This window comes from Microbacterium sp. LWH11-1.2 (genome assembly GCF_038397745.1).
Classification (GTDB): domain Bacteria; phylum Actinomycetota; class Actinomycetes; order Actinomycetales; family Microbacteriaceae; genus Microbacterium.
On sequence record NZ_CP151636.1, the window covers coordinates 3649965 to 3671791 of the forward strand.

The window sequence follows — 21827 nt, forward strand, 5'->3', positions numbered from 1 at the left end:
GTTCGCCGATACGCGCATCGGGCGCCCCCTAAGGGACGCCCGATGCGCTTCAGTCGCGCGAGGTCACTGCGCGGCACCGTCCAGCTCGAGGAGCTTCTGGACCGCTGCCGTCAGGCGCTTGTCGGCGGCCGCGAAGGCTTCGAGGTCTCCTGCCTTCAGCGCTGCCTCGCGGTCGAGCAGCGCCTGCTGGGCGGCCGCGAGGGCCGCGGCCTCATCGCCCGTGGGCTCTGCGGGTTCGGTCGGCTCGGTCGGCGTCTCGCCGGTGCTCGGATCGTCCTCACCGGGTTCCGTCGGCTCGACCTCGTCGTCACCGCCGGTCGCACCCGAGTCGCCCCCGAAGAGCGTGTCGAGCGCCTCGGTGAGCGTGTTCTCGAAGGCCACCCGATCGCCGAAGGCGACGAGGACCTTCTGCAGCCTCGGGAGCTGCGTACCCTCGGAGGACTGCACGTACACGGGCTGAACGTAGAGCAGACCGCCACCCACCGGAAGCGTGAGCAGGTTGCCGTAGATCACCTCGGACTCGCCCTGTTGCAGCAGGTTCAGCTGCGGCACGACGGCGGTGTCCGAGTTGTAGGTGTTCTGCACCTGGCCGGGACCGGGCACAGTGGTGTCCGTGTCGATCTCGAGCATCCGGAGCTGGCCGTAGCCCTCGCCCTTCACTCCGGCCTCCGACCCGGCATCCGAGTCCACCGCGAGGTAGCCCATCAGCACGTCTCGGCTGCCGCCCGCTCCCTGGGAGACGGGGATGAAGGTGGAGAACATCGAGAAGCGCGGCGAATCCTGCCCCGGCATCTGCATCGTCAGGTAGTACGGCGGCTGCAGCATCGCGTCGCTGCGGGGGTCGTTCGGCGTCTGCCAGCGGTTGTCCTGCTGTGCGAACGATCCGGCCGTGTCGACGTGGTAGATCCCCAGCACGTCGCGCTGCACCTTGAACAGGTCGGTCGGGTAGCGCACGTGGCTCATGAGCTCGCCGGACATCTCGCTGATCGGCTTGACCGTCGACGGGTAGACCTTCTGCCAGGTCTCCAGCACCGGGTCCTCCTCGTCCCACGCGTAGAGCGTGACCGAGCCGTCGTAGGCGTCGACCGTGGCCTTCACGGAGTTTCGGATGTAGTTGATGTCGTCGATCGCGAGCGTGGGCGACGGGACGTTGGAGTCGGCGATCGCGTCCGACAGGCTGACGCCCGTCGAGTACGGGTACGTCGAGCTCGTGGTGTAGCCGTCGACGATCCAGACGATGCGGCCGTCGACGACGCTCGGGTACGGGTCGCTGTCGAGCTCGAGGTACGGGGCGACCTTCTGCACGCGCGTCTTCGGATCGCGGTCGTAGAGGATCTGCGAGTCCTCGTTCACGAGGTTCGAGAACAGGATCTGCTCGGACTGGAACTTCAGCGCGTACAGCAGCTTCGTGAACGTGTTGCCGACGGCGGGGCCGCCCTCGCCCTCGAACGTCGTCTTCGTCTCACTGGACCCGTCCTTGCCGCGCGGGTAGTCGATCTCCGCCGGCTCCGAGCCCTCGGGGGCGCCGACGATCGAGTACTCCGGGGAGTTCTCGCCGAAGTAGACGCGCGGTTCGAAGTTCTCGCGGTCGGTGAGGAACCCGGACGACGGGATGCCGCGCTCGAGGAACACCGGCTCGCCGTCGCTGGTGCGCTGGTTGCCGGCGGCAGCGACGAGGCCGTAGCCGTGCGTGTAGACCGCGACGCGGTTGTTCCAGTTGTCGCCGTCGCCGAGACCCGACATGTCGAGGTCTCGCACGGAGACGACGGTGTCCTGCATCACGCCGTCGATCTCGTACCGGTCGACGTCCATCGTCGTCTGGAACTGGTAGTACCCGCGGTACTGCTCGAGCTGGCGCACGGTCGGCGGGATGACCTTCGGGTCCATGATGCGGATCGACGCCGTGGTCTCGGCGTCCTCACGCAGCTGGCCCGCGGCGGCATCCGTCTCGGCCTCGAAGGCCGTGGTCTCGAGGTCGGCGATGCCGTAGGCCTCTTTCGTGCCGTCGATGTTCCGCTGGTAGTACTCGGCCTGGTAGGCGTTCTGGTTCGGCTTCACCTGGAAGGTGGTGACGATCCACGGGTATCCGACCCCGACGACGAGCGACGTGACGATCAGCAGCGCGGTCGCCGCGAGCGGGAAGCGCCAGCGGCCGATGACCGCGGTGACGAAGAAGAGCACGGCGACCACGGCGGCGACGACCGAGAGGATCGCCAGACCGGGGATGGTCGCGTTGACACCCGTGTAGGCCGCACCGGTGATGCGGTCGTCCGGAGCGGTCAGGGTCTTGTACTGGTCGAGCCAGAAGCTCGCCGCCTGAACCAGAAGGTAGAGACCGGCGATCACCGCGAGCTGGATGCGCGCGGGCTTCGAGATGCGCAGCTCGCCCTGGCCGACGCGCACCGAGCCGTAGAGGTACGACACGAGAGCGGTGACGAGGAGCGAGAGCAGCAGCACGGCCGAGACGAACGCGAGCAGGATCGAGTAGAACGGCATCGCGAACATGTAGAAGCCGGTGTCGATGCCGAACTGCGGGTCGACCGTCGAGGTCGCCACGCCGTTGGCCCACAGCCAGACGGTCTTCCACTGTCCGGCGGCGGCGAAGCCGGCGAAGAGGCCGAAGAAGATCGGCATGCCCCACATCGCCAGGCGACGCAGCGGCTCGATGACCTCCTGGTAGCGGTCCAGCTGCGAGCTGAGCCGCACGTAGACCGGTCGCAGCCGGTAAGCCAGCTGGATCACGAGGAAGAGCGGCGCTGCCATGCCGAGGAAGCCGACCACGAACATCACGGCCGTGGCGATCCACTGCGTGGTGAGCACGCCGGTGAAGCCCACCTGGTCGAACCAGAGGTACTCCGTGTAGAGCGAGGCGAACACGAAGAACGCCGCGATCAGGGCGGCGATGATCACCAGGGAGATGCCGAGGATGCGTCGGGAGGTTCGAGGCGTGGCCGGATTCGGAGCAGTGGCTGAGTTCGAGGTCACCGTTCCATCCTAGGCGCGCCTCACTGTGCGGCGGCTGTCATCCCGGTCACGGCGAGGTCACGGCCGCTCCCCTGCTCACGAGCCGGCGAGCTCGCACGTGGGGAGGGAGGAGACGTCGCCGTCCGCCGCGATCACCTCGAGCGCGTCGAGCGACTCCTCGAGCGTCGCGGTGCGGATCACCTGCAGTCCGTCGGGCACATGCCCCACCACCTCGTCGCAGTTCGAGGCCGGCGCGAGGAAGTAGTCCGCTCCGGCGTCGCGCGCGCCGTAGAGCTTCTGACGGATGCCGCCGATCGGCCCGACCGTGCCCTCGGCGTCGATCGTGCCGGTGCCGGCGATGTTGTGGCCGCCGTTCAGCTCGCCCTCGGTGAGCGTGTCGATGATGCCGAGTGCGAACATCATCCCCGCGCTGGGGCCGCCGACGTTGTCGAGCTGGAGCGTGACGTCGACCTCGAAGTCGTAGTCCGTGCGCAGCGTGATGCCGATGAGCCAGGTGGTCACGTCGTTCTCGGTGTGCTCCTCGGGAGTCACCTCGACGGTCTTCTCCTCGCCCGCGCGCAGGACGGTGAGGGCGACCGGGTCGCCGCCCGCCTTCTGGATCGCCTCGCGCAGCTGCGTGGCGGAGGTGACCGGCGTCCCGTCGATCGCGGTGATCACGTCTTCGCCCTCGAGCAGCCCGTCGGCCGGGGCGTCCGCCACGGCCTCCTGCACGACGACCTTCGCTCCCGTGTCGTAGCCGAGCTCGTTCAGGGCTGCGGCCGTCGCCTCGTGCTGGGAATCGACCATCAGCATCGCGTTGCGCTCATCGCGCTGCTCCGTGGTGACGCCCTCAGGGAAGACCGAGTCGAGCGGCACGACCGCGCGGGACGAGTCCATCCAGGCGAGGGCGAGTTCGAACCAGCTCGGAGTGCGCTCGCGGTTGCCGACGACCTGCACGGTCGTGAGGTCGAGCGTGCCACCCGTCTCGAACGTCTCGGCACCCTCGACGCTGATCAGCGGCACCTGCTCGCCGTCGGTCCCCGTCGCGGTGCCGAGCGTGTCGTAGACGGGACCGGGACGCTGGATCACGTACGGCGTCGGCAGGAAGGTCAGGACCACGAGGGCGATGAGCGCGACGATCAGCGCCCAGACACCGAGTCCGGGCTTTCCAGACCGCGTTCGATCCACAGCATTCCTCCGTCGTTCGCGAGCGGCGTACAGCGATCTGCTCGCTTCGGGGACGCGTGCAGAAACCTGTGACTAGCGTAGATGCCACGGCTATAGGCGTGCTGAGAGGGCGAACGACATGGCAGACAACGACCCGACTCCCGAGGACTTCCAGGAGTTCCTCCGAAAGATGCTCTCGAACCAGGGCGGCGGGGACATCGACCCCGAGGCCCTGCGGGATGCCATGCAGGGCATGGAGGGCTTCCAGTTCGACCCCGCGATGATGCAGACGATCATGTCGCAGCTGCAGGGTGCGTTCGGCGGAGACCCGTGGGAGAACGCGCAGCGCCAGGCACTGCACATCGCGAATCGCGACGGCCAGGGGGTGACCGACGGCTCGCGCAGCTCGCTGGTCGACTCGTTCACGCTCGCGAACCTGTGGCTCGGCGAGGCGACGACGATCTCCGAACTGAGCGAGGCTCCCACCGCGATGACCCGCGGCGAGTGGGTCGAGAAGACCCTGCCCGTCTGGAAGGAGATCGCCGGGCCGGTGTCGACGAGCATCGCCGATGCGCTGACCTCCGCCCTCGACACCCAGGTGCCCGAGGAGATGCGCGGCGTCGTCCAGGGCGCGGGCAAGCTCATGCGCGGCCTCGGCGGCTCTGTGTTCGCCGCGCAGTTCGGCCAGGTCCTGGGCAATCTCTCGCTCGAGGTGGTGTCCGGCGGCGACGTCGGCATCCCGGTGCTCCCTGCCGGGACGGCCGCCGTCATCCCGCAGAACCTCACGGCGTTCGGCGAGGGACTGGAGATCCCCGAGGACCAGATCGCCCTGTACCTGGCGACGCGCGAGCTCGCCTATGCGCGGCTTTATCGCCACGCCAAGTGGCTGCACCTGCACGTGATGGCGCAGATCACCGACTTCGCACGCGGCGTGAGCGTCGACGTGGATGCGCTCGAAGACGTCGCCAGCCGCCTCGACCCCTCTGACCCGGAGGAGCTGCGGGCGGCGATCGAGGGCGGGGCGCTGCTCCCCGCGCAGACCGAGGCTCAGCGCGAGGCCCTGACGCGTCTCGAGAACCTCATCGCGACGATCGACGGCTGGGTGGACGTGGTCACCGCTCAGGCCACCGCACGGCTCCCCGACGGGGCGCGCATCGCCGAGGCGGCCCGTCGTCGTCGCGCGGTCGGCGGCCCTGCCGAAGACGCCCTGGGCGCCCTCGTCGGGCTCAAGCTGCGTCCGCGGCGGATGCGCGAGGCCTCGGCCATGTGGCAGGCCGTGACGGATGCCGTCGGCATCGGCGCCCGCGATGCCCTGTGGGACTATCCCGACCTCATGCCGACCGCCGACGACATCGACGACCCGAGTGCACTGGTCGCCCGGCTGCAGGCCGCCGAGCGCGGTGAGCAGCCGGTCGCGGACGAGTTCGACGAGGCTCTCGCCCGTCTGCTCGACGGCGACGACTTCTCCGCCGGGGATCCGACGGAGAAGACGGACGATGCCGACGGGTCCGACGACCCGGACGGGGACGGCGCACCCGAGGGCGAACGACCGGTCTGAGGTCTCCGGGTGGAGCGGGCGATGCGCACCGCTCCTCCCCTGGCTCGGGAAGCACGGAAGTTCTCCACGGACCGGCCTTCTCCGCACCACGGCATCCTGGGCTTCACCAGAATCGGGGGATGCCGCTGACCCCGCCGACCCTCACCCGTCTGGATCCGAGCGCGCCGCTGCTCTGGCGGGATGAGCGGACGCTCCAGCTCGGCGTCGACGAGGGGCCGCGCATCGCGGTCGACGCACCGTGGGTGGAGCTGCTGCTGAGTCGCCTGCGCTCCGGCTTCCGCCGAGCCGCCTTCGACGTGATCGCGCACGGCGTGGGAGCCCCGCGACAGGACGCCCGGATGCTGCTGGCCAGGATCGAGCACCTGCTGATCGACGATCCGCCGACGGTTCGCCCCGCCTGGGTCGAGATCATCGGCGTCACCGACGGACGCGCCGCCCACCGCGCCAGAGAGGTGCTCGAGGACGAGGGGATCGCGCTGGTCGACCGCTCGGTCCGCGGTGCGGTCGGCGTGATCCTCGTGCAGGGCGCCGCCGCCGCCGTACAGTTCGCGCGCTACCTGCGCAAGGACATCCCCCATCTCCCCGTCGCCTTCGAGCCGGGCCGGGTCTCGGCCGGTCCCCTGGTACTCCCCGGGGAGTCGCCCTGTCTGGCCTGCCGAGACGCCGACGATGCGCGCCTCGACCCGGCGTGGCCGCTGCTGCATGCACAGATGATCGGCCGCGGTCCCGCTGTGCTGCGGGCAGCGCAGGTGGCGGAGGGCGCACTCGCGGCGGCGCGACTCCTCGCGGCGGGAGACGGCGGCGAGATCGTGCGGGTCAGCGCGGACGGTTCGCGCGAGCATCGCGCGGTGACGTTTCACGAAGGATGCCGGTGCCGCGCGCCGTCGTCCCCATCTCCGCCAGGAACCGCGACGGTGCCCGCTCTCCTCGCCCTGCCGACCGCGACCACGAGATGTCCAGCGTCCGTGCGGCGCGCGTGACCCCCACATAGGCCAGTCGCCGCTCCTCATCGATGGCCTCGAAGCTCGATGCGTAGGAGATCGGCAGCGATCCCTCGGCCCACCCCGCGAGGTGCACGTGCGGCCACTCGAGGCCCTTCGCGGCGTGCAGGGTCGACAGCGTCACGGTGCGCATGGTGGGCTCGTGCTGATCCTTCGCCCGCGCCATCATGGCGTCGCTGAACGTGCGCAGGTTCGCCTCGGAGCCCGCTTCCTCCGCGAGTCGCAGGATCGCCCGTCGCGCCTCCCAGCCGTCGCGCTGGGCGCCGCCGGCAGCGGGCGGCTCGTCGGTCAGTCCGAGCTCGCGCAGCACCCGCTGCACGTTCGGCAGGAAGCCCTGCTCGGTCGGAGCCACGGCCGCGGCGCGCAGCGCGAGGATCGCCTGTCGCACCTCGGGCATCGCGAAGAAGCGCGTGCCGCCGAGGACGGAGGTCGGGATGCCCTCCGCCGCGAGCGCCTGCTGCAGCACCGCCGACTGCGCGTGAGCGCGGTACAGCACCGCGATCTCGGCCGGGGAGGCTCCCGCGGCGATCCGGGCGGAGATCGCCGCGGCGATGCCCGCGGCCTCCTCGGACTCGGAGTCGTAGGCGGTGACGGTGGGGGCGTCCGCGGTGAACTGCTCTCGGGCGGGGACGAGTTCGAGAGCACCGGGACGACCGTGCATCAGCGCGTTGGCCGCGGTGAGGATCGGAGCCTGCGACCGGTAGTTCGTCTCGAGCCGCACGACGGTCGCATCCGGGTGACGGCGTTCGAACTCGAGCAGGAAGCGCTGCTCGGCGCCCGCGAACGAGTAGATGGTCTGGCTGGCGTCGCCGACGACGCAGATGTCCTGGCGATCCCCCAGCCAGAGCTCCAGCAGCCGGTTCTGCAGCGGCGAGACGTCCTGGAACTCGTCGACAGTGAAGTGGCGGTACTGCTCGTGGACGGATGCCGCGACGCGCGGCTCCGCCTCCAGCATGCCGGCGCAGGCGAGCAGGACGTCCTCGAAGTCGAGCTGCCGCCGCTCGTCCTTCAGCGCCTCGTAATTGCGCATCAGCTCGACCAGCTGCCCGGAGTCGACACCCGTCACCGTGCGGCCGAGCGCGGCATGCTGGTCGATCGAGAGCATCGACACCTTGCGCCACTCGATCTCGGATGCGATGTCCCGGAGGGTGGCGGTGCTCGGTCGCAGCCGGATCGCGTCGGCCGCCTGCCCCAGCATCCGCACCTTGTTGGTGATGATCGCCGGGGCGGGCGAGCCGGCCAGCGTCGGCCAGAAGAAGTTCAGCTGCGCGAGGGCGGTGGCGTGGAACGTGCGCGCCGCGACGCCCTCGACGCCCAGAGCGCGCAGCCGGCCTCGGAGCTCCCCCGCCGCCTTCGCGGTGAAGGTCACCGCCATGACCCGCGACGGCGAATACGCCCCGGTGTCGACGCCGTGCGCGATGCGATGCGTGATCACGCGGGTCTTGCCGGTTCCCGCGCCGGCGAGCACGGCGACCGGACCCCGCAGGACGGATGCCGCAGCCCGCTGCCGCTCGTCGAGGGCATCGAGTGCGCTCACGCGTGGTCCTCGTACCAGTCGATGATCAGCGCGCGCGCGATGGATGCCGGACCCGGCAGCCCCACAGGCCCGTCGCCGGCGAGGGCGGAGGCGATCTCGCTCCGGGTGAACCACCGGACGTCGACGATCTCCTCGCCGTCGGCGAGAGCCGCGGACTCGTCGTCGACGACCGCGCGGAAGCCGATCATCAGCGAGCGCGGGAAGGGCCAGGCCTGCGACGAGATGTAGCGCAGCGAGGAGAGGCGCACGCCGGACTCCTCCTCGATCTCCCGATGCACGGTCGCCTCGAGCGACTCCCCGGCCTCGGTGAAGCCCGCGAAGCAGGAGTACATGCGCCCGCCCCAGTTCGCATTCGCTCCGAGCAGCAGGCGCTCGCCGTCGCGGCTCTCGACGGCGACGATCACCGCGGGGTCGTTGCGTGGGAAGTGGTCCCGCCCGCAGACGAGGCAGCGCCGCGACCAGCCGGCCTGCCGCACCTCGGTGCCGCCGCCGCAGGTCGGGCAGAAGGGTGCGTCGCGCAGCCATCCGGCGAGCGCGATCGCCTCGACGAGCAGTTCGGACTCGACGCGGTCGATGCGTCCGCCGAGGTCGCGCAGCCCGAGCCAGATCTCGTCCGGAGCCGCGTCGAGGGCATCGTTCTCGGGCGGTGCGACGGCGAGCAGCAGCACGGTCCCGTCCTGATCGCGACCCAGCAGCGCCCATGTCGCGTCGCCGACGGCGTCCGCCGGCACGCGCAGCAGGGTCGAGTCGACGACCCGCACGCGCCCCTCGCGCACCACGATGACCCGGGTTCCGGGGTCGTCTCGCAGACGCTCGAGCACGTCCGGCTCCTCGCGAAGCTCGGCGGCGCGGTCGAGGGACGGGGGCTGAAAGGTCATCGACTCCCTCTCTCACGGGCGTGGCGGAGGCGGGACCGCCCCGGCGTCGACCTACCCTGGGGGCATGGGACGCTCTCCATTCACTCTAGCCGCGGCGGTGACGGCCGCACTGCCCGGCGCGGAGGTCACGGGTGCTCGCCCTCTGAGCGCCGACGGCGACGGCCGGTTCGACTCGGCGGTCGCCTCTCTGGCCGACGGCCGTGAACTCGCGATCCGCGTCGCCGACGACGAGGAGGCCGCTCGAGAACTGGCCGCGGAGGCCCTGGCGCTGCGTGCCCTGACCGACGGCGCCCGCGCGATGCTGCCGTTCCAGGCGCCCGAGTACATCGGCGAGACATCGGTCGGCGCGGGCCGCGCGCTGGTGACCGAGCTCCTCCCCGGATTCCAGATCGACGCCTCGCTCGTCCCGGCCGGGCGTGGCGCGGCCGAATCGATGGGTGCCGCGATCGCCGCCGTCCACGGGATGCCGACCTCGGTCGTCCGCGGAGCCGGTCTCGTGACCCGCTCGGCAGACGAGACCCGTGACGAGCTGAGCCGCCTCATCGACTCCGCAGCGGCGACGGGCCGGGTGCCCGCGCGCCTCACGGTGCGCTGGCGCGACGCCGTCGCCGACGACGACCTGTGGCGGTTCGAGTCGACCGTGGTCCTCGGTGGCGTCCAGGCGACCTCGTTCGTCTTCACGGATCACCCCGAGCGCGGCCCCGAGGTCACCGGCCTCGTCGGATGGCACGGGCTCTCCGTCGGCGATCCCGCCGTCGATCTCTCCTGGCTGTCGGCTGCACCGGATGCCGCGCCCGACGTGCACGCGACCTACGCGCGTGCGGTCGATCGCGCACCGGATCCCGGTCTCGAGGTCCGCGCACGACTGCTGGCAGAGCTCGAATTCGCGCGGTGGCTGGTGCACGGCGACGCGATGCGCCGGCCCGACATCGTCGATGACGCGGCCGCGCTGCTCGAATCCCTCGCCGAGGGCCTGCGCACCGACGACCTCAGCATCATCGCGGCCCGGAGCGAGGGGGTAGATTCCGCACTCGACGCTCTGGACCGTGTGCCGGCCACCGCCGCGACCCACGTGGACACGTCCATGCAGACGGACGCCTACAACCCGAACGAGCTCTGGGCCGCCGCCGCAGACACCGACGACGCGCGCGATGATGACGCCGATGCCGATGCCGATGCCGATGCCGAGCCCACCCCGCCGTGGGCCGCACGCGAGGAGGCATCCGACCCGGAGAGCGCCGATGCCGCCCACCGCGCCGAGATGCTGAATCTCGAGACCGAGGATCTCTCCGGCGTCGCGAGCATGTTCGCCGGCACGAACGGGGTCGCCGGCGTGCGCGAGGACTCGCATCCGCTGGCTCCGCAGCGCCGCGAATCCGACGCCTCGGGCGACGCCTCCGCGGAGGAATCCGCCGAGGACTCGGAAGAGGCTCAGCGCGCGGCGCGCGCCGCGCTCCAGCGCTGGAAGAGCTCGTCCTCGGAGTAGACCCGGTCGCCGCGGATGACGAGATCGTCCGCGACGTAGTACAGCGCGACGTCGATCTCGTCCAACGGCACCTCGAAGCGTCGGTGGTAGGCGAGACGGTAGAGCGCGAGCTGCAGCATCCGCTCGTCCCGCTCCTGCGCCGTCCGCGGCGCCTTGCCCGTCTTCCAGTCGACGATCTCGATGCGCCCGCCGCGGTCGTCACGACGATAGACGGCGTCGAGCTTGCAGATGACGATGTGCGCCTGCTCGGTCCCCTCCACACCCGCGCCGAGCGCGAAGTCGATCTCGATCTCGACGGCGATCGGCTTCAGGCCGCCCCACTCGCTGCGCTCGAACGTCTCCTGCAGCGCCGCGAGATCTGCGGCATCCGCCGACGACGTCGGACCGTCGGCGCTGCCGCCGGCGGCGAACCCGGCTTCGGTGGGCGGCTCGTCCTCGTCGAGCTCCCACAGCGCCTCATCGACGCGGCTTCCGACGCCGACGAGCTCTGAGCGCTGCTCGACCCAGGCGTGGAACAGCGTGCCCAGCCGCGTCTGCCGGTAGGGCCGTTCGGGCATCGGCCGCACGATCGAGGACAGCGTTCCGGTGAAGTCCGTGACGTAGTCCTTGAAGCGCGAGGCCGGGACGCGGGTCGGGGCCGCGGCATCCGTCCCCCGCTGGCGTGCGGCGCGCTCGGCGAGCAGGCGGGTCAGCTCCGGGGAAGGCTGCGCGACGCCGGTCCTGGTCGCCTGATCGACAGCGGCCGCCGCCGCGGTCACGGCGGCGCGCCGTGCACCCAGCGGATCGAGCGGCCAGGTGAGCGTCGACCCCGGCCCTTCGTAGGGATTCTCGTCCGGGTCGACCGGCTCGATCGGCTCCAGCCCCTGCACGTCGATGGCCTCGATGAGGTAGGGGCTCGGCGTGCGCGGCGCCTTCTGCCCCGCCCAGTGCGCACCGCTGAGCAGCAGATCGGTCCGCGCACGCGTCACCGCGACATACGCGAGCCGACGTTCCTCCTGCTGCTGATACGCGCGGTACGCGTCTTTGAAGCGTTTGAGGGCCCCGCCCTGAGGGTTGGCCTTCGTCGCTCCGCCGGAGAGCGAGGCCTGCGCGAGCTTCTGCCGCTTCTCGGGGTCGGTCTCCTCCCCCATCGCCTCGACGGGATCCCACTCGAAGCGCGGCAGCGCATCGCGATCGCCGCGCAGTGCGAAGGGCACCACGCCGAAGCCGAACCAGCCCGAGGTGTCCGAGACGCGACTGGGCAGCTCGTCGGCCACGAGCCGGACCACGGCGACCGCGTCCCACTCCAACCCCTTCGAACCGTGGATCGTGAGCAGCTGGACGACCCCCGGTTCCGGCGGTTCCGGTCGGGGCATGAGCTCATCGGTGCTCTCGGCCTTGTCGAGCCAGGCCAGGAGGCTTCCGATGGTGCCGCGGTCGTCCGCGGCGAGGAACGCCCGCACCTCGTCGGCGAAGGCCCGCAGCTGGGTCGCCGCGATCCGGGCAGGGCCCCTGGTCTCGTTCGACGCGAGCTCGATGTCCAGCCGCAGCTCCATCTCGATCAACCGGATCAGCTCCGGGATCGGCTGCGAGGATGCCCGCCGCAGGCGCTCGAGCATCTCGCCGGCCGCGCGGATCCGTGCACGCCCCTCCGGCGTGATCTCCTCGAGCATGCGGTAGTCGTCCCTGACCGCGCGCACGACGTCGACGGCGTCGATGATCGACACCGCCTCGTCGGCACCGCGCGACGAACGCAGCCTCGCCCGCACCTCCTCCGGCAAGGGCGCCATGTCGGTGTCTCGTTCCGCGAGCGTGCGACCGAGGTCGTACAGCGCACCCATGTCGGCGACCCCCACGCCGAAGCGCGGTCCGGTGAGCAGGCGGATCAGCGCCGACCCCGCCGTCGGGTCGTGGACGACCCGCAGCGTGGAGACGACATCGACCACCTCGGGCGTCGTGAGCAGTCCCCCGAGGCCGAGGATCCGATGCGGGATGCCGCGGGCGGCGAGCGCTCCGGCGAAGGTCTGCATGTGCCTCTTCGACCGGAAGAGGATCGCGCCGGTGTGGGGACCGTGGTCTCCCTTCCCTCCGGCTGCACCCTGCGCCTCGTGCGCGGCGCGACGCTCGGCGAACCATTCCGCGACAGCCGCGGCCTCGTCGTCGACCGTGAACGGGAAGCGCACGCTCACGACTCCGTCGCCCGCGCCCGGACGCGGTTCGAGCGGCGGCACATCGAGTCCCGGCCGCTGCAGGGGTTCGAGCACCCGGTTCGCGATGTCGAGGATGCCGCGGTCGTTGCGCCAGCTCGTCATCAGGCTGTACGTCTGTGCGGCTCCCGTGCTCGCGAATGTCTTCGAGAAGGCGTACAGGTTGTCGGCGCTCGCGCCCCGCCACCCGTAGATCGACTGGTGCGGGTCGCCGACCGCCATGACCGCGGCATCCCGGAAGAGGTCGGCGAGGAACCGGGTCTGGATGACGGAGGTGTCCTGATACTCGTCGAGGAGCACGACACGGTGCTGCTCGCGGAGCTCGGCGCGCACGTCGGGGGCGGACTCGACGATGTCGTAGGCGCCGCCCACCTGGTCGGCGAAGTCGAGCACGCCGCGCCGCTCCTTCTCGGCCATGTAGTCGCGAACGAGGTCGGCGAGGGTGGGCAGGCTCAGCAGGTTCGACGCCGCCTTCTCGACGTCGGCGTTCGACCGGTAGGGGGCGAAGGCGAGTGCCTGCTCCCGCGCGATCCGCTCCGCGAGGTCGAGATCGACGCGGTGATCCAGCGCATCCCCGGCCAGCCGCTGCACGGCGTCGATCACGGTCCCGAGAGCGAAGTCGATGTTCTCGAGCTCGGGAAGGTCGCTGCGCAGCACCACTTCGCGCGCCAGCATCCAGGACGCGGCTTGGCTGAGCATCGCCACGTCGGGGTCGCGACCGATCCGCGCGGCGTGCTCGCGGACGATCCCGTCGGCGAAGGCGTTGTACGTCGACACCCGCGGACGGATCATCAGGTCCTCGGCGGCGCGGGGCGTCGCCGGATCCCACCCCGTCCCGAATCCCGACGCCAGCTCGTCGAGGACGTGGGTGCGCACGAGCTCGCGCTGACGTCCCGACGCCGCATCCGCGATGCGGCGGAGCGCATCGCCGCGAACGATCTCGGCGAGATGCGGCAGCAGTCCCCGTCGTCCGTACTCGTCGATCACGGAGAGGCGGGTCCCGATCCGCTCGGCGAGCTCCCCGGCCGCCTTGCGCGTGAAGGTGAGCCCGAGGATCTCGTCGCGGCGCACGTGCCCGTTGGCGACGAGCCATACAACGCGTCCCGACATGGTCTCGGTCTTGCCGCTGCCCGCACCGGCGACGACGAGCGCCGGCTCAGGCGGCGCCTCGATCACGCGCTGCTGCGCCGCGGTGGGCGGCGGCTGCCCCAGGGCGGCGGCGATGTCGGTCGCGGACAGGCTGCCGGATACCGCCCATGCCGTCACGAGCTCACCGCCGGCACGGTGTGGATGCGGCACGGGTGCACGCGGCGCTGCGTGTCGGCGCAGTGCGACTCGACCTGGGCCGTGAAGCTCGACGCCGACATGCCGCGTGCCGCGCCCGCCACTCGGCGCAGGAAGGCCGAGCGCGACTCGTCGTCGAGCGTGTGCTGGTGGGCGATCCGGTAGTCGCTCTTCGCGAGGGTCTTCGACACGATCACGAGGCGCGCACCGGCGAGCGATTCGGGCGGAGCCCCCTCGATCAGCCCCTGCTGCACGGCGACCTGGTACGCCGCGAGCTGGGCATGCTCGAGCACGCCGGAGTCGGACTCCGGATCGGTCTTGCCGGTCTTCAGGTCGACCACCACGGTGGGCCCGGCCGGACCGCCCGACATCGACTCCCAGCCGCGGCCGCGCGCATGCGCATGCTCGCCGAGCCCCGGCGGATAGGCCTCGACCCGGTCGATGTACCCGTGGATGATGGCTTGATTCGCGCGGTCCTCGCCGACGGCGTGCACGACGGGTGCGGCCTCCTCGTCCGCCAGGTCGACGGCGAACCGGAACTCGACCTCGCTGCCGATGACCTGGCCGTCGTCACGGCTCACGTCGCCGAGGTACGCATGCAGCCGATCGACGAACAGGTCGGCGCGCCGACGCTCCTTGCGCCCGATCCACTCGGTCTCGAAGTCGAGTTCGGGCCAGTGCTCGGCGACGATCGCGCGCATCTGCTCGAGGTCGCCGTCGGGAACCCGCTCCATCGCCTCGTGCACGATCGTCCCGATCCCCGCCGTGGGGGGCATGACGGTGTCGCCGCCGAGAGCCGTGACGGCCCAGTTCAGGCCGCACTCCTCGTAGGATTCCATCTTCGAGGGCGACACGCGCGCCCCGGCGACCGCCAGATCGCGCAGCGGAGCATCCGTCGATCGCGGGGTCACGCCGTACCATTCGGCCGGATCGGCGCCCGGTACGCCTTCGCGGGCGAGGACGGCGAGTTGCGCGGCCGCCTCGCGCCGCAGCGTCTCGGAGGGCACGGAGGTGAGCGTGCGACGGTGACGGGCGACCATGCCGCGCAGGGTGAGCGGATGCTCGGCCGACACGTGACGCTCCGGCGACTCGGGGGCGGGCAGGAAGCCGAAGAAAGCGCTGGGCGTCATGTCGTCGTCGTCGACCGCGGTGATGAGGAGCCGGTCGCGCGCGCGCGAGATGGCCCGCACGAACAGGCGCAGCTCGTCGTGCAGAGCCGCGCGGCGACGGTCGACGACGCCGGGGGCCTCGATTCTCGTCCCCGTCCGAGCGGCCTCGATCTCGTCGGCGAGCCGCCAGGTCTGCAGCAGTCCTCCGCGCAGGCGGACGTTGGGCCAGACGCCGTCCTGCACACCGGCGACGACCACGACGTCGAATTCGGTGCCGAGCGCGGTCGCCGGCGTCAGCAGCGTCACCGTGCCCGGTCGATCCGGCGTCGAGAGCGAGTCCTCGGGGACCTCGCTGTCGAGGATGTCGCGGACGAACGTCTCGGGCTTCTCGTTCGGCGAGCGCTCGACGAAACGCTTCGCCGCGTCGAACAGCGACACCAGCGCATCGAGGGAACGTGCGGTCTCGGCACCGGTCGGCAGAAGCGAGATCTCCCGCCAGGCCACATGCAGTCTGCGTCCGTCGACCGCGCGGGCCTGGTCCCACACCCGCCACAGGAGGTCGTGGATGGTCTCTCCCGCGGACGCGGCATCGGCGAGCGCAGCGATCGTCTCAGCGAACCGCGCCGCGCTGCGGGACTCGGCAGCGTCGATCAGCGTCAGGTGGGCGGGAGCGGCCATCGCCTGCCGCAGCAGCTCGCGGGCAGGGGTCGACCCGCCCTGTTCGAGCTCGATGTGCCGCAGCCGCGCACGCAGACGCCGCAGCCCGATGGCGTCCATCCCGCCGAACGGGGTGCGCAGCGCCTCCTCCAGCGCCTGCGGGGTCCGCTCGTCGACCGGCGTCAGAGCGAGACGCACGACGCCGACGATGTCGCGCACGATGCCCTCGCTGCCGAGCGGACGCTGGACGCCTGCCGCTCGTGTCGGGATCTCGCGGGCCGCCAGCTCGGTCTCGAGCGTCGTCACCTGACGGGTGTCGTGCGCGATGACGGCCATGCGATCCCAGCGGACGCCGTCGGTCAGATGCCAGTCGCGCATGACGCCCGCGATACGGTCCAGCTCCTCGTACGGCGAAGGGGCGATGAAGGTGCTCACGGCCGCCGCAGCCTCGTCGGCCACCGGCACCGGCGCCCGGCGGTGCTCGACGCGACCGGAGACGCCGATCGCCTGGGTCACGGTGCGCGTCAGAGCGGTGAGCGCCGGACGCTGGCGGTGCGCCCCGTCGAGGACGCGCACGTCGCCCAGCACGCCGGCGAGCTGTGCGAAGAGCTCGGGGCTGGCGCCGCGGAAGGCTCCGGAGGAGATGTCGGGATCACCGAACGCGAGCACCGCGATCCCCCGGCTCCGCAGAGCCCCGACCACGGCGATCCCGCCTCGGGTCAGCTCCTGCGCGTCGTCGATGAGCACGACCCGCAGCGACGCGAGCGGACCGAGCGCAGCGGGCTCGGCGATCTGCAGGATCGCGCTCGCCTCGCTGAGCAGGTCGGCGGCGTCGCGGTGCGCCGAGCGCAGGGCGTCGAGCACCGCACGGTACTCGACGAGGAACTCGGCCGCGGCGGCCCACACCTTGTTGCCCGACGCGCGGAGCTCGTCGGGGTGGGCGCCGATCTCGGTGCACTCCGCGAGGAAGGCTCGCAGCTCGGAGCGGAATCCCTTGGACGCGCGCACGGATGCGCTGAGCGCCTCGGGCCACGGGATGCGCTCGTCTTCGGCGTCGCCCGCCAGCAGCTCCGCGATGATGCGGTCCTGGTCGGCGCCCGTGAGCAGAGCCGGCGGCTCGGCGCCGGCACGCACCATCGCGCCGCGCACGAGCTGGAAGGCGAACGAGCCCAGCGAGCGAGCGAGGGGCCCCGGTGTCGCCTGCCCGATGCGCACGCCGATCCGGTCGCGCAGCGCGGTCGCGGCCTGGCGGCTCGGCGTGAGCACGAGCACCTCCTCCGGGCGCATCCCCTCGGTGTCGAGCAGGTGCACGACGCGATCGACGAGGGTGCGGGTCTTCCCTGTGCCCGGCGCGCCGATGATGACCCCCGAGGCGGTCGACGCGGCGGCGACGACGGCTCGCTGCGCGGCATCCGGTGTCATGTCCTCCACGGTATCGGGGCGCGCGGACATCGTCGCCGCGCCCTGCCCGCACGCCGTGTGCGCTCACGGCGAAACCGGCTCCGGCGGCCGATCCCGCCCGGTGCGCGCGGGGTAGAGTTGGGACGTCCGACGAACTTCAAGGAGCACGCGTGGAAATCCGCATCGGCATCATCAACACCGGCCGCGAGCTGAGCTTCGACACCGGCGCGAGCGCGGACGAGGTCCGCACCCAGGTCTCGGCCGCACTCGAGCAGAGCTCGACGCACCTGAACTTCTCCGACGTGAAGGGCAACTCCTACCTCGTCCCGACCGCGAACCTCGCCTACATCGAGCTGGGCTCCGAGGAATCCCGCCGCGTCGGCTTCGTCGCCTGACCGGACGATGTACATCCTCCTCGCGCTCATCGGCGCGTGCGCTCTCGGCATCGGCGCGCACTATCTGATCGGCGGCCGCGACCTGCGCGGCGTCGCCGTGACTCCGGCCATCGCGACGGCCGTGTCGGCGATCGCGTACACCGGCCTGCAGTGGGCGGGGCTCGGCGAGGACAGCATCTGGCTCTGGCTCGCGAGCGTCCTCGGAGCCGTGGCCGTCGCGGTCCTGGCGACGGTGGCGATCGTCGCGGTGCGCCGCCGATCGGATGCCCAGGCCAAGGCCGCGCTCGGGATCTGACCCGGCGACCGAGCTGACGTGGACGAGCGGCGCACGCTGCGCTGGATCAGGATCTGCATCGGGATCATGATCCTCGGACTGTTCGTGAGCGGCGTCACGGCGTTTCCGCTGCGGATCGAACTCGCGATCGGCTCCGACATCCTGCACGCATCTCCCGCCGCCGGCTGGTTCCCCGACGCCGTGGCGTGGGTCGACCGGGTGGCCGATGCGCTGGCCGACGTGGACGGACGCTACCCGTTCATCTCCTACGGCACGGACTGGCTCGCCTACGCGCATCTCGTGATCGCGGTCGTCTTCATCGGCCCGCTGGTCGATCCGGTGCGCAACATCTGGGTCATCCAGTTCGGCGTCATCGCCTGCGCCGGGATCATCCCGCTCGCCCTGATCGCCGGCGGCATCCGCGGCATCCCGCTCGGATGGCAGCTGATCGACATGTCGTTCGGGGTGCTCGGCGTGATCCCGCTCGTCATCGCCTGGCGCCTGACCAGGAAGCTGGAGCGGACGCGGTCGGCCTAGGAGGCGAGCCCCATCGCGTCCATGCGCCGCGCGTGCGCGCCCATCAGCTCGGTGTACACGGGCTCGATGCGCTCGTCGTCGGCCGCGAGCCGCTCCGGGCGCAGCGCTGAGCGGCAGACGAGGATCGTGTCGCCGACGAGCCGACGCGCCCACATCGACAGCAGCGAACGCCACTCCTCGTCGCTCTCGATCGTCTCCTGGATGATCGCGACGATCTCGTGGCGCGCATCGTCCTCCCGGAGGATCTCGACCACCCGGCGTCCGGTGTCGGCGTAGCTCGAGGCCAGCGCCAGATAGAAGTCGTCGAGCATCCCCGCGGTGATGTAGACCGCCAGCAGGGTCTCGCGGGGGCGCGCGCCGATGGTCTTGCGGCGGAAGGCGTCGAGGTTCTCGCGGAACGGCAGCATGAGCTGCGTCGGGTCGTCGCCTCGTTCCGCGATGAGGTCGACGATCGCGCGATGCTTCGTCAGCGCCGCTCCGGCCGCGCGGGAGAGGGATTCCTTCTCGGAGAGCTCGGGCGTCGCGCGGATCAGACGCGTGAGCGTCTCGAAGTAGCCGAGCTGGAGGTACGCGGCCTGCCCGAGGAAGCGATTCAGCTCCGGCGCGAGCTCGGCGAAGTCGACGCGGGTCGCGTCGCCCTGATCGCCCCGGCTGCGGAGGGCCAGCGTGCGGCGCGGCGCGGCGTCGCGCTGCCAGAACCACTTAACCACGGGGCCTCCCTGTCGAGTTCACCACGTCGTTCACAATACTCGGGCGCAGCACCTCTTCCTGGCCCGCACCGCCCCTCGGGTAGGCTGGGCGTGTCCCGCCGTCGGAGCGGGCCCCCGCGCCTGTGGCACAAGAGACGGCGTGGATCCGTTTACGTGGCGCCCCAGAGGGTCGCCGGACAGGCATCTGAACAAGTGACAACTTTCGCTGATCTCAATATCGATCAGGACATCATCGACGCGCTCGCCTCGAAGGGCATCGTCGACGCTTTCCCCATCCAGGAGCAGACCATCCCCCTCGGCCTTCCCGGCCAGGACATCATCGGCCAGGCGAAGACGGGTACCGGCAAGACCTTCGGCTTCGGCATCCCCGTCGTCCAGCGGCTCGGCAAGGACCCGGAGCACGGGGTGAAGGCGCTCATCGTCGTCCCGACCCGTGAGCTCGCGGTGCAGGTGTACGAGGACATCGATCTGCTCACCAGCAACCGCTCCACGAGCGTCGTCGCGATCTACGGCGGAAAGGCCTACGAGGGTCAGATCGACCAGCTCAAGGCCGGCGCGCAGATCGTCGTCGGCACGCCCGGTCGTCTGATCGACCTCGCGGGGCAGCGCCTGCTCGACCTCTCCAACGCGACCGAGGTCGTGCTCGACGAGGCCGACAAGATGCTCGATCTGGGCTTCCTGGCCGACATCGAGAAGATCTTCCAGAAGGTCCCGGCCGTCCGGCACACGCAGCTGTTCTCGGCGACCATGCCCGGCCCGATCGTGGCACTCGCCCGCCGCTTCATGACGAACCCGATCCACATCCGCGCCAGCGACCCGGACGAGGGCCTCACGCAGGCGAACATCAAGCACCTCGTCTACCGCGCGCATTCGATGGACAAGGACGAGATCATCGCCCGCATCCTGCAGGCCGAGGGCCGCGGAAAGACCGTGATCTTCACGCGCACCAAGCGTGCAGCGCAGCGCCTCGTCGACGAGCTGGGCGACCGCGGCTTCAACGTCGGCGGCGTGCACGGCGATATGGGTCAGGATCAGCGCGAGCGGTCGATGGCCGCGTTCAAGGCCGGCAAGCGCGATGTGCTCGTCGCGACCGATGTCGCCGCCCGCGGCATCGACGTCGACGACGTGACGCACGTGATCAACCACACCATCCCGGACGAGGACAAGACGTACCTGCACCGCGCCGGCCGTACCGGTCGCGCGGGCAAGACCGGCATCGCGGTGACCTTCGTCGACTGGGAGGACCTGCACAAGTGGGCCCTGATCAACCGGGCCCTCGAGTTCGGCCAGCCCGAGCCCGTCGAGACCTACTCGTCGAGCCCGCACCTGTTCTCCGACCTCGACATCCCCGAGGGCACCAAGGGTCGTCTGACGACCGCCCCGAAGACGCAGTCGGTGAAGACCGAGCGCACGCGTCGCCCGGAGCGCGCAGCGGATGCCGCCGCCGAGGGCAGCGATGAGAGCGGCACGCGTCGCCGCCGTCGCCGTCGCAACAGCGAGAACCCGGTCGGCTCCACCTTCGCCGAGGGCGGCTCCGAGTCGACCGCCTCCGACGGCCAGACCGCTCCGTCCGCCGATCGCGGCGCCGACGGCAGCGGCACCCACGACGGTGCGGGCAAGGAGCACCACGACGGGAAGCCGGCCCCGGCACGCCGTCGTCGTCGCCGTCGCGGCGGCTCCGGCGCCCCCGGCGCCGCCCCCGTCACCGGGGCCTGATCGACGTCGGAGGGGCGGATGCTGCGCGAGCGGCATCCGCCCCTCCGCTGTCTCCGGCACCGGCGCGCAGCATCGACCCGGGAATCTGCGGCGGATAGACCCACGCGACCAGGACCACCGAGATGATCATCAGCAGGAACCACGAGCTCAGCTTGCTCAGCGAGACGGGCTGCCAGGTCTCCGCCTGATCGGGGTACGCCCACGCCCCGGCCCAGGTGCCGATGTTCTCAGCGAGGTAGATGAACGCCGCCACGCCGCCGAAGACGAGCAGGAGCGGCAGCCGGACGGTGCGACGCCACACACGCGCGTGCATCACGGTGGGCACCCAGAGCGCCACGACCCCGGCGAGCAGCACCCAGCGGGCGTCCCACCACCAGTGGTGCGTGAAGAAGTTCAGGTAGATCGCCGCGGCCAGGATCGCCGTGATCCATCGACGCGGGTAGCGGGTGAACCCCAGATCGAACAGCCGGTAGACGCGCACCATGTACGAGCCGACGGCCGCGTACATGAAGCCGCTGAACAGCGGGACCCCGCCGATGCGGAGAACGCCGTCGGCGGCATAGGCCCACGAGCCGGCATCCGTCTTGAACAGCTCCATCGCCGTGCCGGTGAGATGGAACAGGACGATGACCCAGAGCTCGCGTCCGCTCTCGAGGCGGAACACCAGCATCGCGATCTGGATGAGAACCGCGGCGATCGTGAGCGCGTCGTTGCGGGCGAGGGCCGCGTCGTCGGGATACCAGAGCTGCGCGGCGACGATCACGATCAGCAGCGCGGCGCCGAAGATGCACGCCCAGGCCTGCTTGAGGACGAACACCGCGAACTCGACGAGTCCCGCGCGGATGCCGTCCGCCGGAGCGCCGAGGAGCACGCGCCTCGCGGCGGCATCGACGCGGCGCTCCAGGGAAGTCGCTCGCTGCATGCCTGGAACCGTATCCGTGGCGCTCGACAGCCGGCCGGGAGTGTC

At 71.0% G+C, this 21827-nt stretch carries 14 protein-coding genes; 6 read left to right on the forward strand and 8 right to left on the reverse strand.

Going from position 1 to position 21827, the window contains the following annotated elements; all coding sequences use genetic code 11:
* Positions 1 to 63: 63 nt before the first annotated feature.
* Positions 64 to 2985, reverse strand: a complete 2922-nt coding sequence (locus tag MRBLWH11_RS17880; protein WP_341945789.1) for a UPF0182 family protein — start codon at positions 2983 to 2985, stop codon at positions 64 to 66.
* Positions 2986 to 3060: 75 nt separating this feature from the next.
* Positions 3061 to 4152, reverse strand: coding sequence for a PDZ domain-containing protein (locus MRBLWH11_RS17885; protein ID WP_341945790.1), 1092 nt, complete (start codon positions 4150 to 4152; stop codon positions 3061 to 3063).
* A gap of 118 nt (positions 4153 to 4270) precedes the next feature.
* Here MRBLWH11_RS17885 and MRBLWH11_RS17890 point away from each other — a divergent pair, with 118 nt between their 5' ends.
* Positions 4271 to 5689 (forward strand): zinc-dependent metalloprotease, encoded by a 1419-nt coding sequence (locus MRBLWH11_RS17890; protein WP_341945791.1) that lies wholly within the window; start codon positions 4271 to 4273, stop codon positions 5687 to 5689.
* 816 nt (positions 5690 to 6505) lie between these two features.
* Here MRBLWH11_RS17890 and MRBLWH11_RS17895 read toward each other — a convergent pair.
* Positions 6506 to 8227 carry an ATP-dependent helicase gene (locus MRBLWH11_RS17895; protein WP_341945792.1) on the reverse strand — a complete coding sequence of 574 codons (1722 nt, stop codon included), beginning with the start codon at positions 8225 to 8227 and terminating at the stop codon, positions 6506 to 6508.
* Positions 8224 to 9105, reverse strand: coding sequence for an NAD(+) diphosphatase (nudC, locus tag MRBLWH11_RS17900; RefSeq protein ID WP_341945793.1), 882 nt, complete (start codon positions 9103 to 9105; stop codon positions 8224 to 8226). The genes MRBLWH11_RS17895 and nudC overlap by 4 nt, the downstream gene beginning before the upstream one ends.
* 97 nt (positions 9106 to 9202) lie before the next feature.
* Between nudC and MRBLWH11_RS17905 the strand changes: the two genes are divergently transcribed.
* Positions 9203 to 10591 carry a hypothetical protein gene (locus MRBLWH11_RS17905; protein WP_341945794.1) on the forward strand — a complete coding sequence of 463 codons (1389 nt, stop codon included), beginning with the start codon at positions 9203 to 9205 and terminating at the stop codon, positions 10589 to 10591.
* Here the strand turns inward: MRBLWH11_RS17905 and MRBLWH11_RS17910 are convergent.
* Both MRBLWH11_RS17910 and MRBLWH11_RS17915 read right to left on the reverse strand, forming a co-directional pair.
* A complete protein-coding gene (locus MRBLWH11_RS17910) occupies positions 10537 to 14076 on the reverse strand; it encodes an ATP-dependent DNA helicase (protein ID WP_341945795.1) in 3540 nt (1179 codons plus the stop codon). The genes MRBLWH11_RS17905 and MRBLWH11_RS17910 overlap by 55 nt on opposite strands.
* Entirely contained in the window at positions 14040 to 17249 is a 3210-nt protein-coding gene (locus MRBLWH11_RS17915) for an ATP-dependent DNA helicase (protein WP_341945796.1), read from the reverse strand. The genes MRBLWH11_RS17910 and MRBLWH11_RS17915 overlap by 37 nt, the downstream gene beginning before the upstream one ends.
* A 149-nt stretch (positions 17250 to 17398) precedes the next feature.
* Between MRBLWH11_RS17915 and MRBLWH11_RS17920 the strand changes: the two genes are divergently transcribed.
* From MRBLWH11_RS17920 to MRBLWH11_RS17930, 3 genes are read left to right on the forward strand one after another with little or no spacing between them, the layout of a single operon-like run.
* Complete coding sequence (locus MRBLWH11_RS17920; RefSeq protein ID WP_116636539.1) at positions 17399 to 17623, forward strand: DUF3107 domain-containing protein; 225 nt, start codon at positions 17399 to 17401, stop codon at positions 17621 to 17623.
* A gap of 7 nt (positions 17624 to 17630) precedes the next feature.
* Positions 17631 to 17918 carry a hypothetical protein gene (locus MRBLWH11_RS17925; protein WP_116636540.1) on the forward strand — a complete coding sequence of 96 codons (288 nt, stop codon included), beginning with the start codon at positions 17631 to 17633 and terminating at the stop codon, positions 17916 to 17918.
* 18 nt (positions 17919 to 17936) lie between these two features.
* Complete coding sequence (locus MRBLWH11_RS17930) at positions 17937 to 18434, forward strand: hypothetical protein (protein WP_243408994.1); 498 nt, start codon at positions 17937 to 17939, stop codon at positions 18432 to 18434.
* On the opposite strand, the gene MRBLWH11_RS17935 is transcribed toward MRBLWH11_RS17930, so the two are convergent.
* The gene (locus MRBLWH11_RS17935; RefSeq protein WP_116636541.1) at positions 18431 to 19144 is read right to left on the reverse strand and encodes a ferritin-like fold-containing protein; all 714 of its coding nucleotides are present in this window, start codon (positions 19142 to 19144) and stop codon (positions 18431 to 18433) included. The genes MRBLWH11_RS17930 and MRBLWH11_RS17935 overlap by 4 nt on opposite strands.
* 192 nt (positions 19145 to 19336) lie before the next feature.
* Between MRBLWH11_RS17935 and MRBLWH11_RS17940 the strand changes: the two genes are divergently transcribed.
* On the forward strand, positions 19337 to 20860 hold the full coding sequence (locus MRBLWH11_RS17940) for a DEAD/DEAH box helicase (RefSeq protein WP_116636542.1): 1524 nt from the start codon (positions 19337 to 19339) through the stop codon (positions 20858 to 20860).
* Here the strand turns inward: MRBLWH11_RS17940 and MRBLWH11_RS17945 are convergent.
* Entirely contained in the window at positions 20847 to 21782 is a 936-nt protein-coding gene (locus tag MRBLWH11_RS17945; protein ID WP_341945797.1) for a DUF817 domain-containing protein, read from the reverse strand. The two genes, MRBLWH11_RS17940 and MRBLWH11_RS17945, sit on opposite strands and share 14 nt — an antisense overlap.
* Positions 21783 to 21827: the final 45 nt, after the last annotated feature.

What these genes read in the sequence shown, in the direction of transcription:
- MRBLWH11_RS17890 (WP_341945791.1), top strand. Translation starts at nt 4,271, where the DNA reads ATGGCAGACAACGACCCGACTCCCGAGGACTTCCAGGAGTTCCTCCGA.
- nudC (WP_341945793.1), bottom strand. Translation starts at nt 9,105, where the DNA reads ATGACCTTTCAGCCCCCGTCCCTCGACCGCGCCGCCGAGCTTCGCGAG.
- MRBLWH11_RS17915 (WP_341945796.1), bottom strand. Translation starts at nt 17,249, where the DNA reads ATGACACCGGATGCCGCGCAGCGAGCCGTCGTCGCCGCCGCGTCGACC.
- MRBLWH11_RS17925 (WP_116636540.1), top strand. Translation starts at nt 17,631, where the DNA reads ATGTACATCCTCCTCGCGCTCATCGGCGCGTGCGCTCTCGGCATCGGC.
- MRBLWH11_RS17945 (WP_341945797.1), bottom strand. Translation starts at nt 21,782, where the DNA reads ATGCAGCGAGCGACTTCCCTGGAGCGCCGCGTCGATGCCGCCGCGAGG.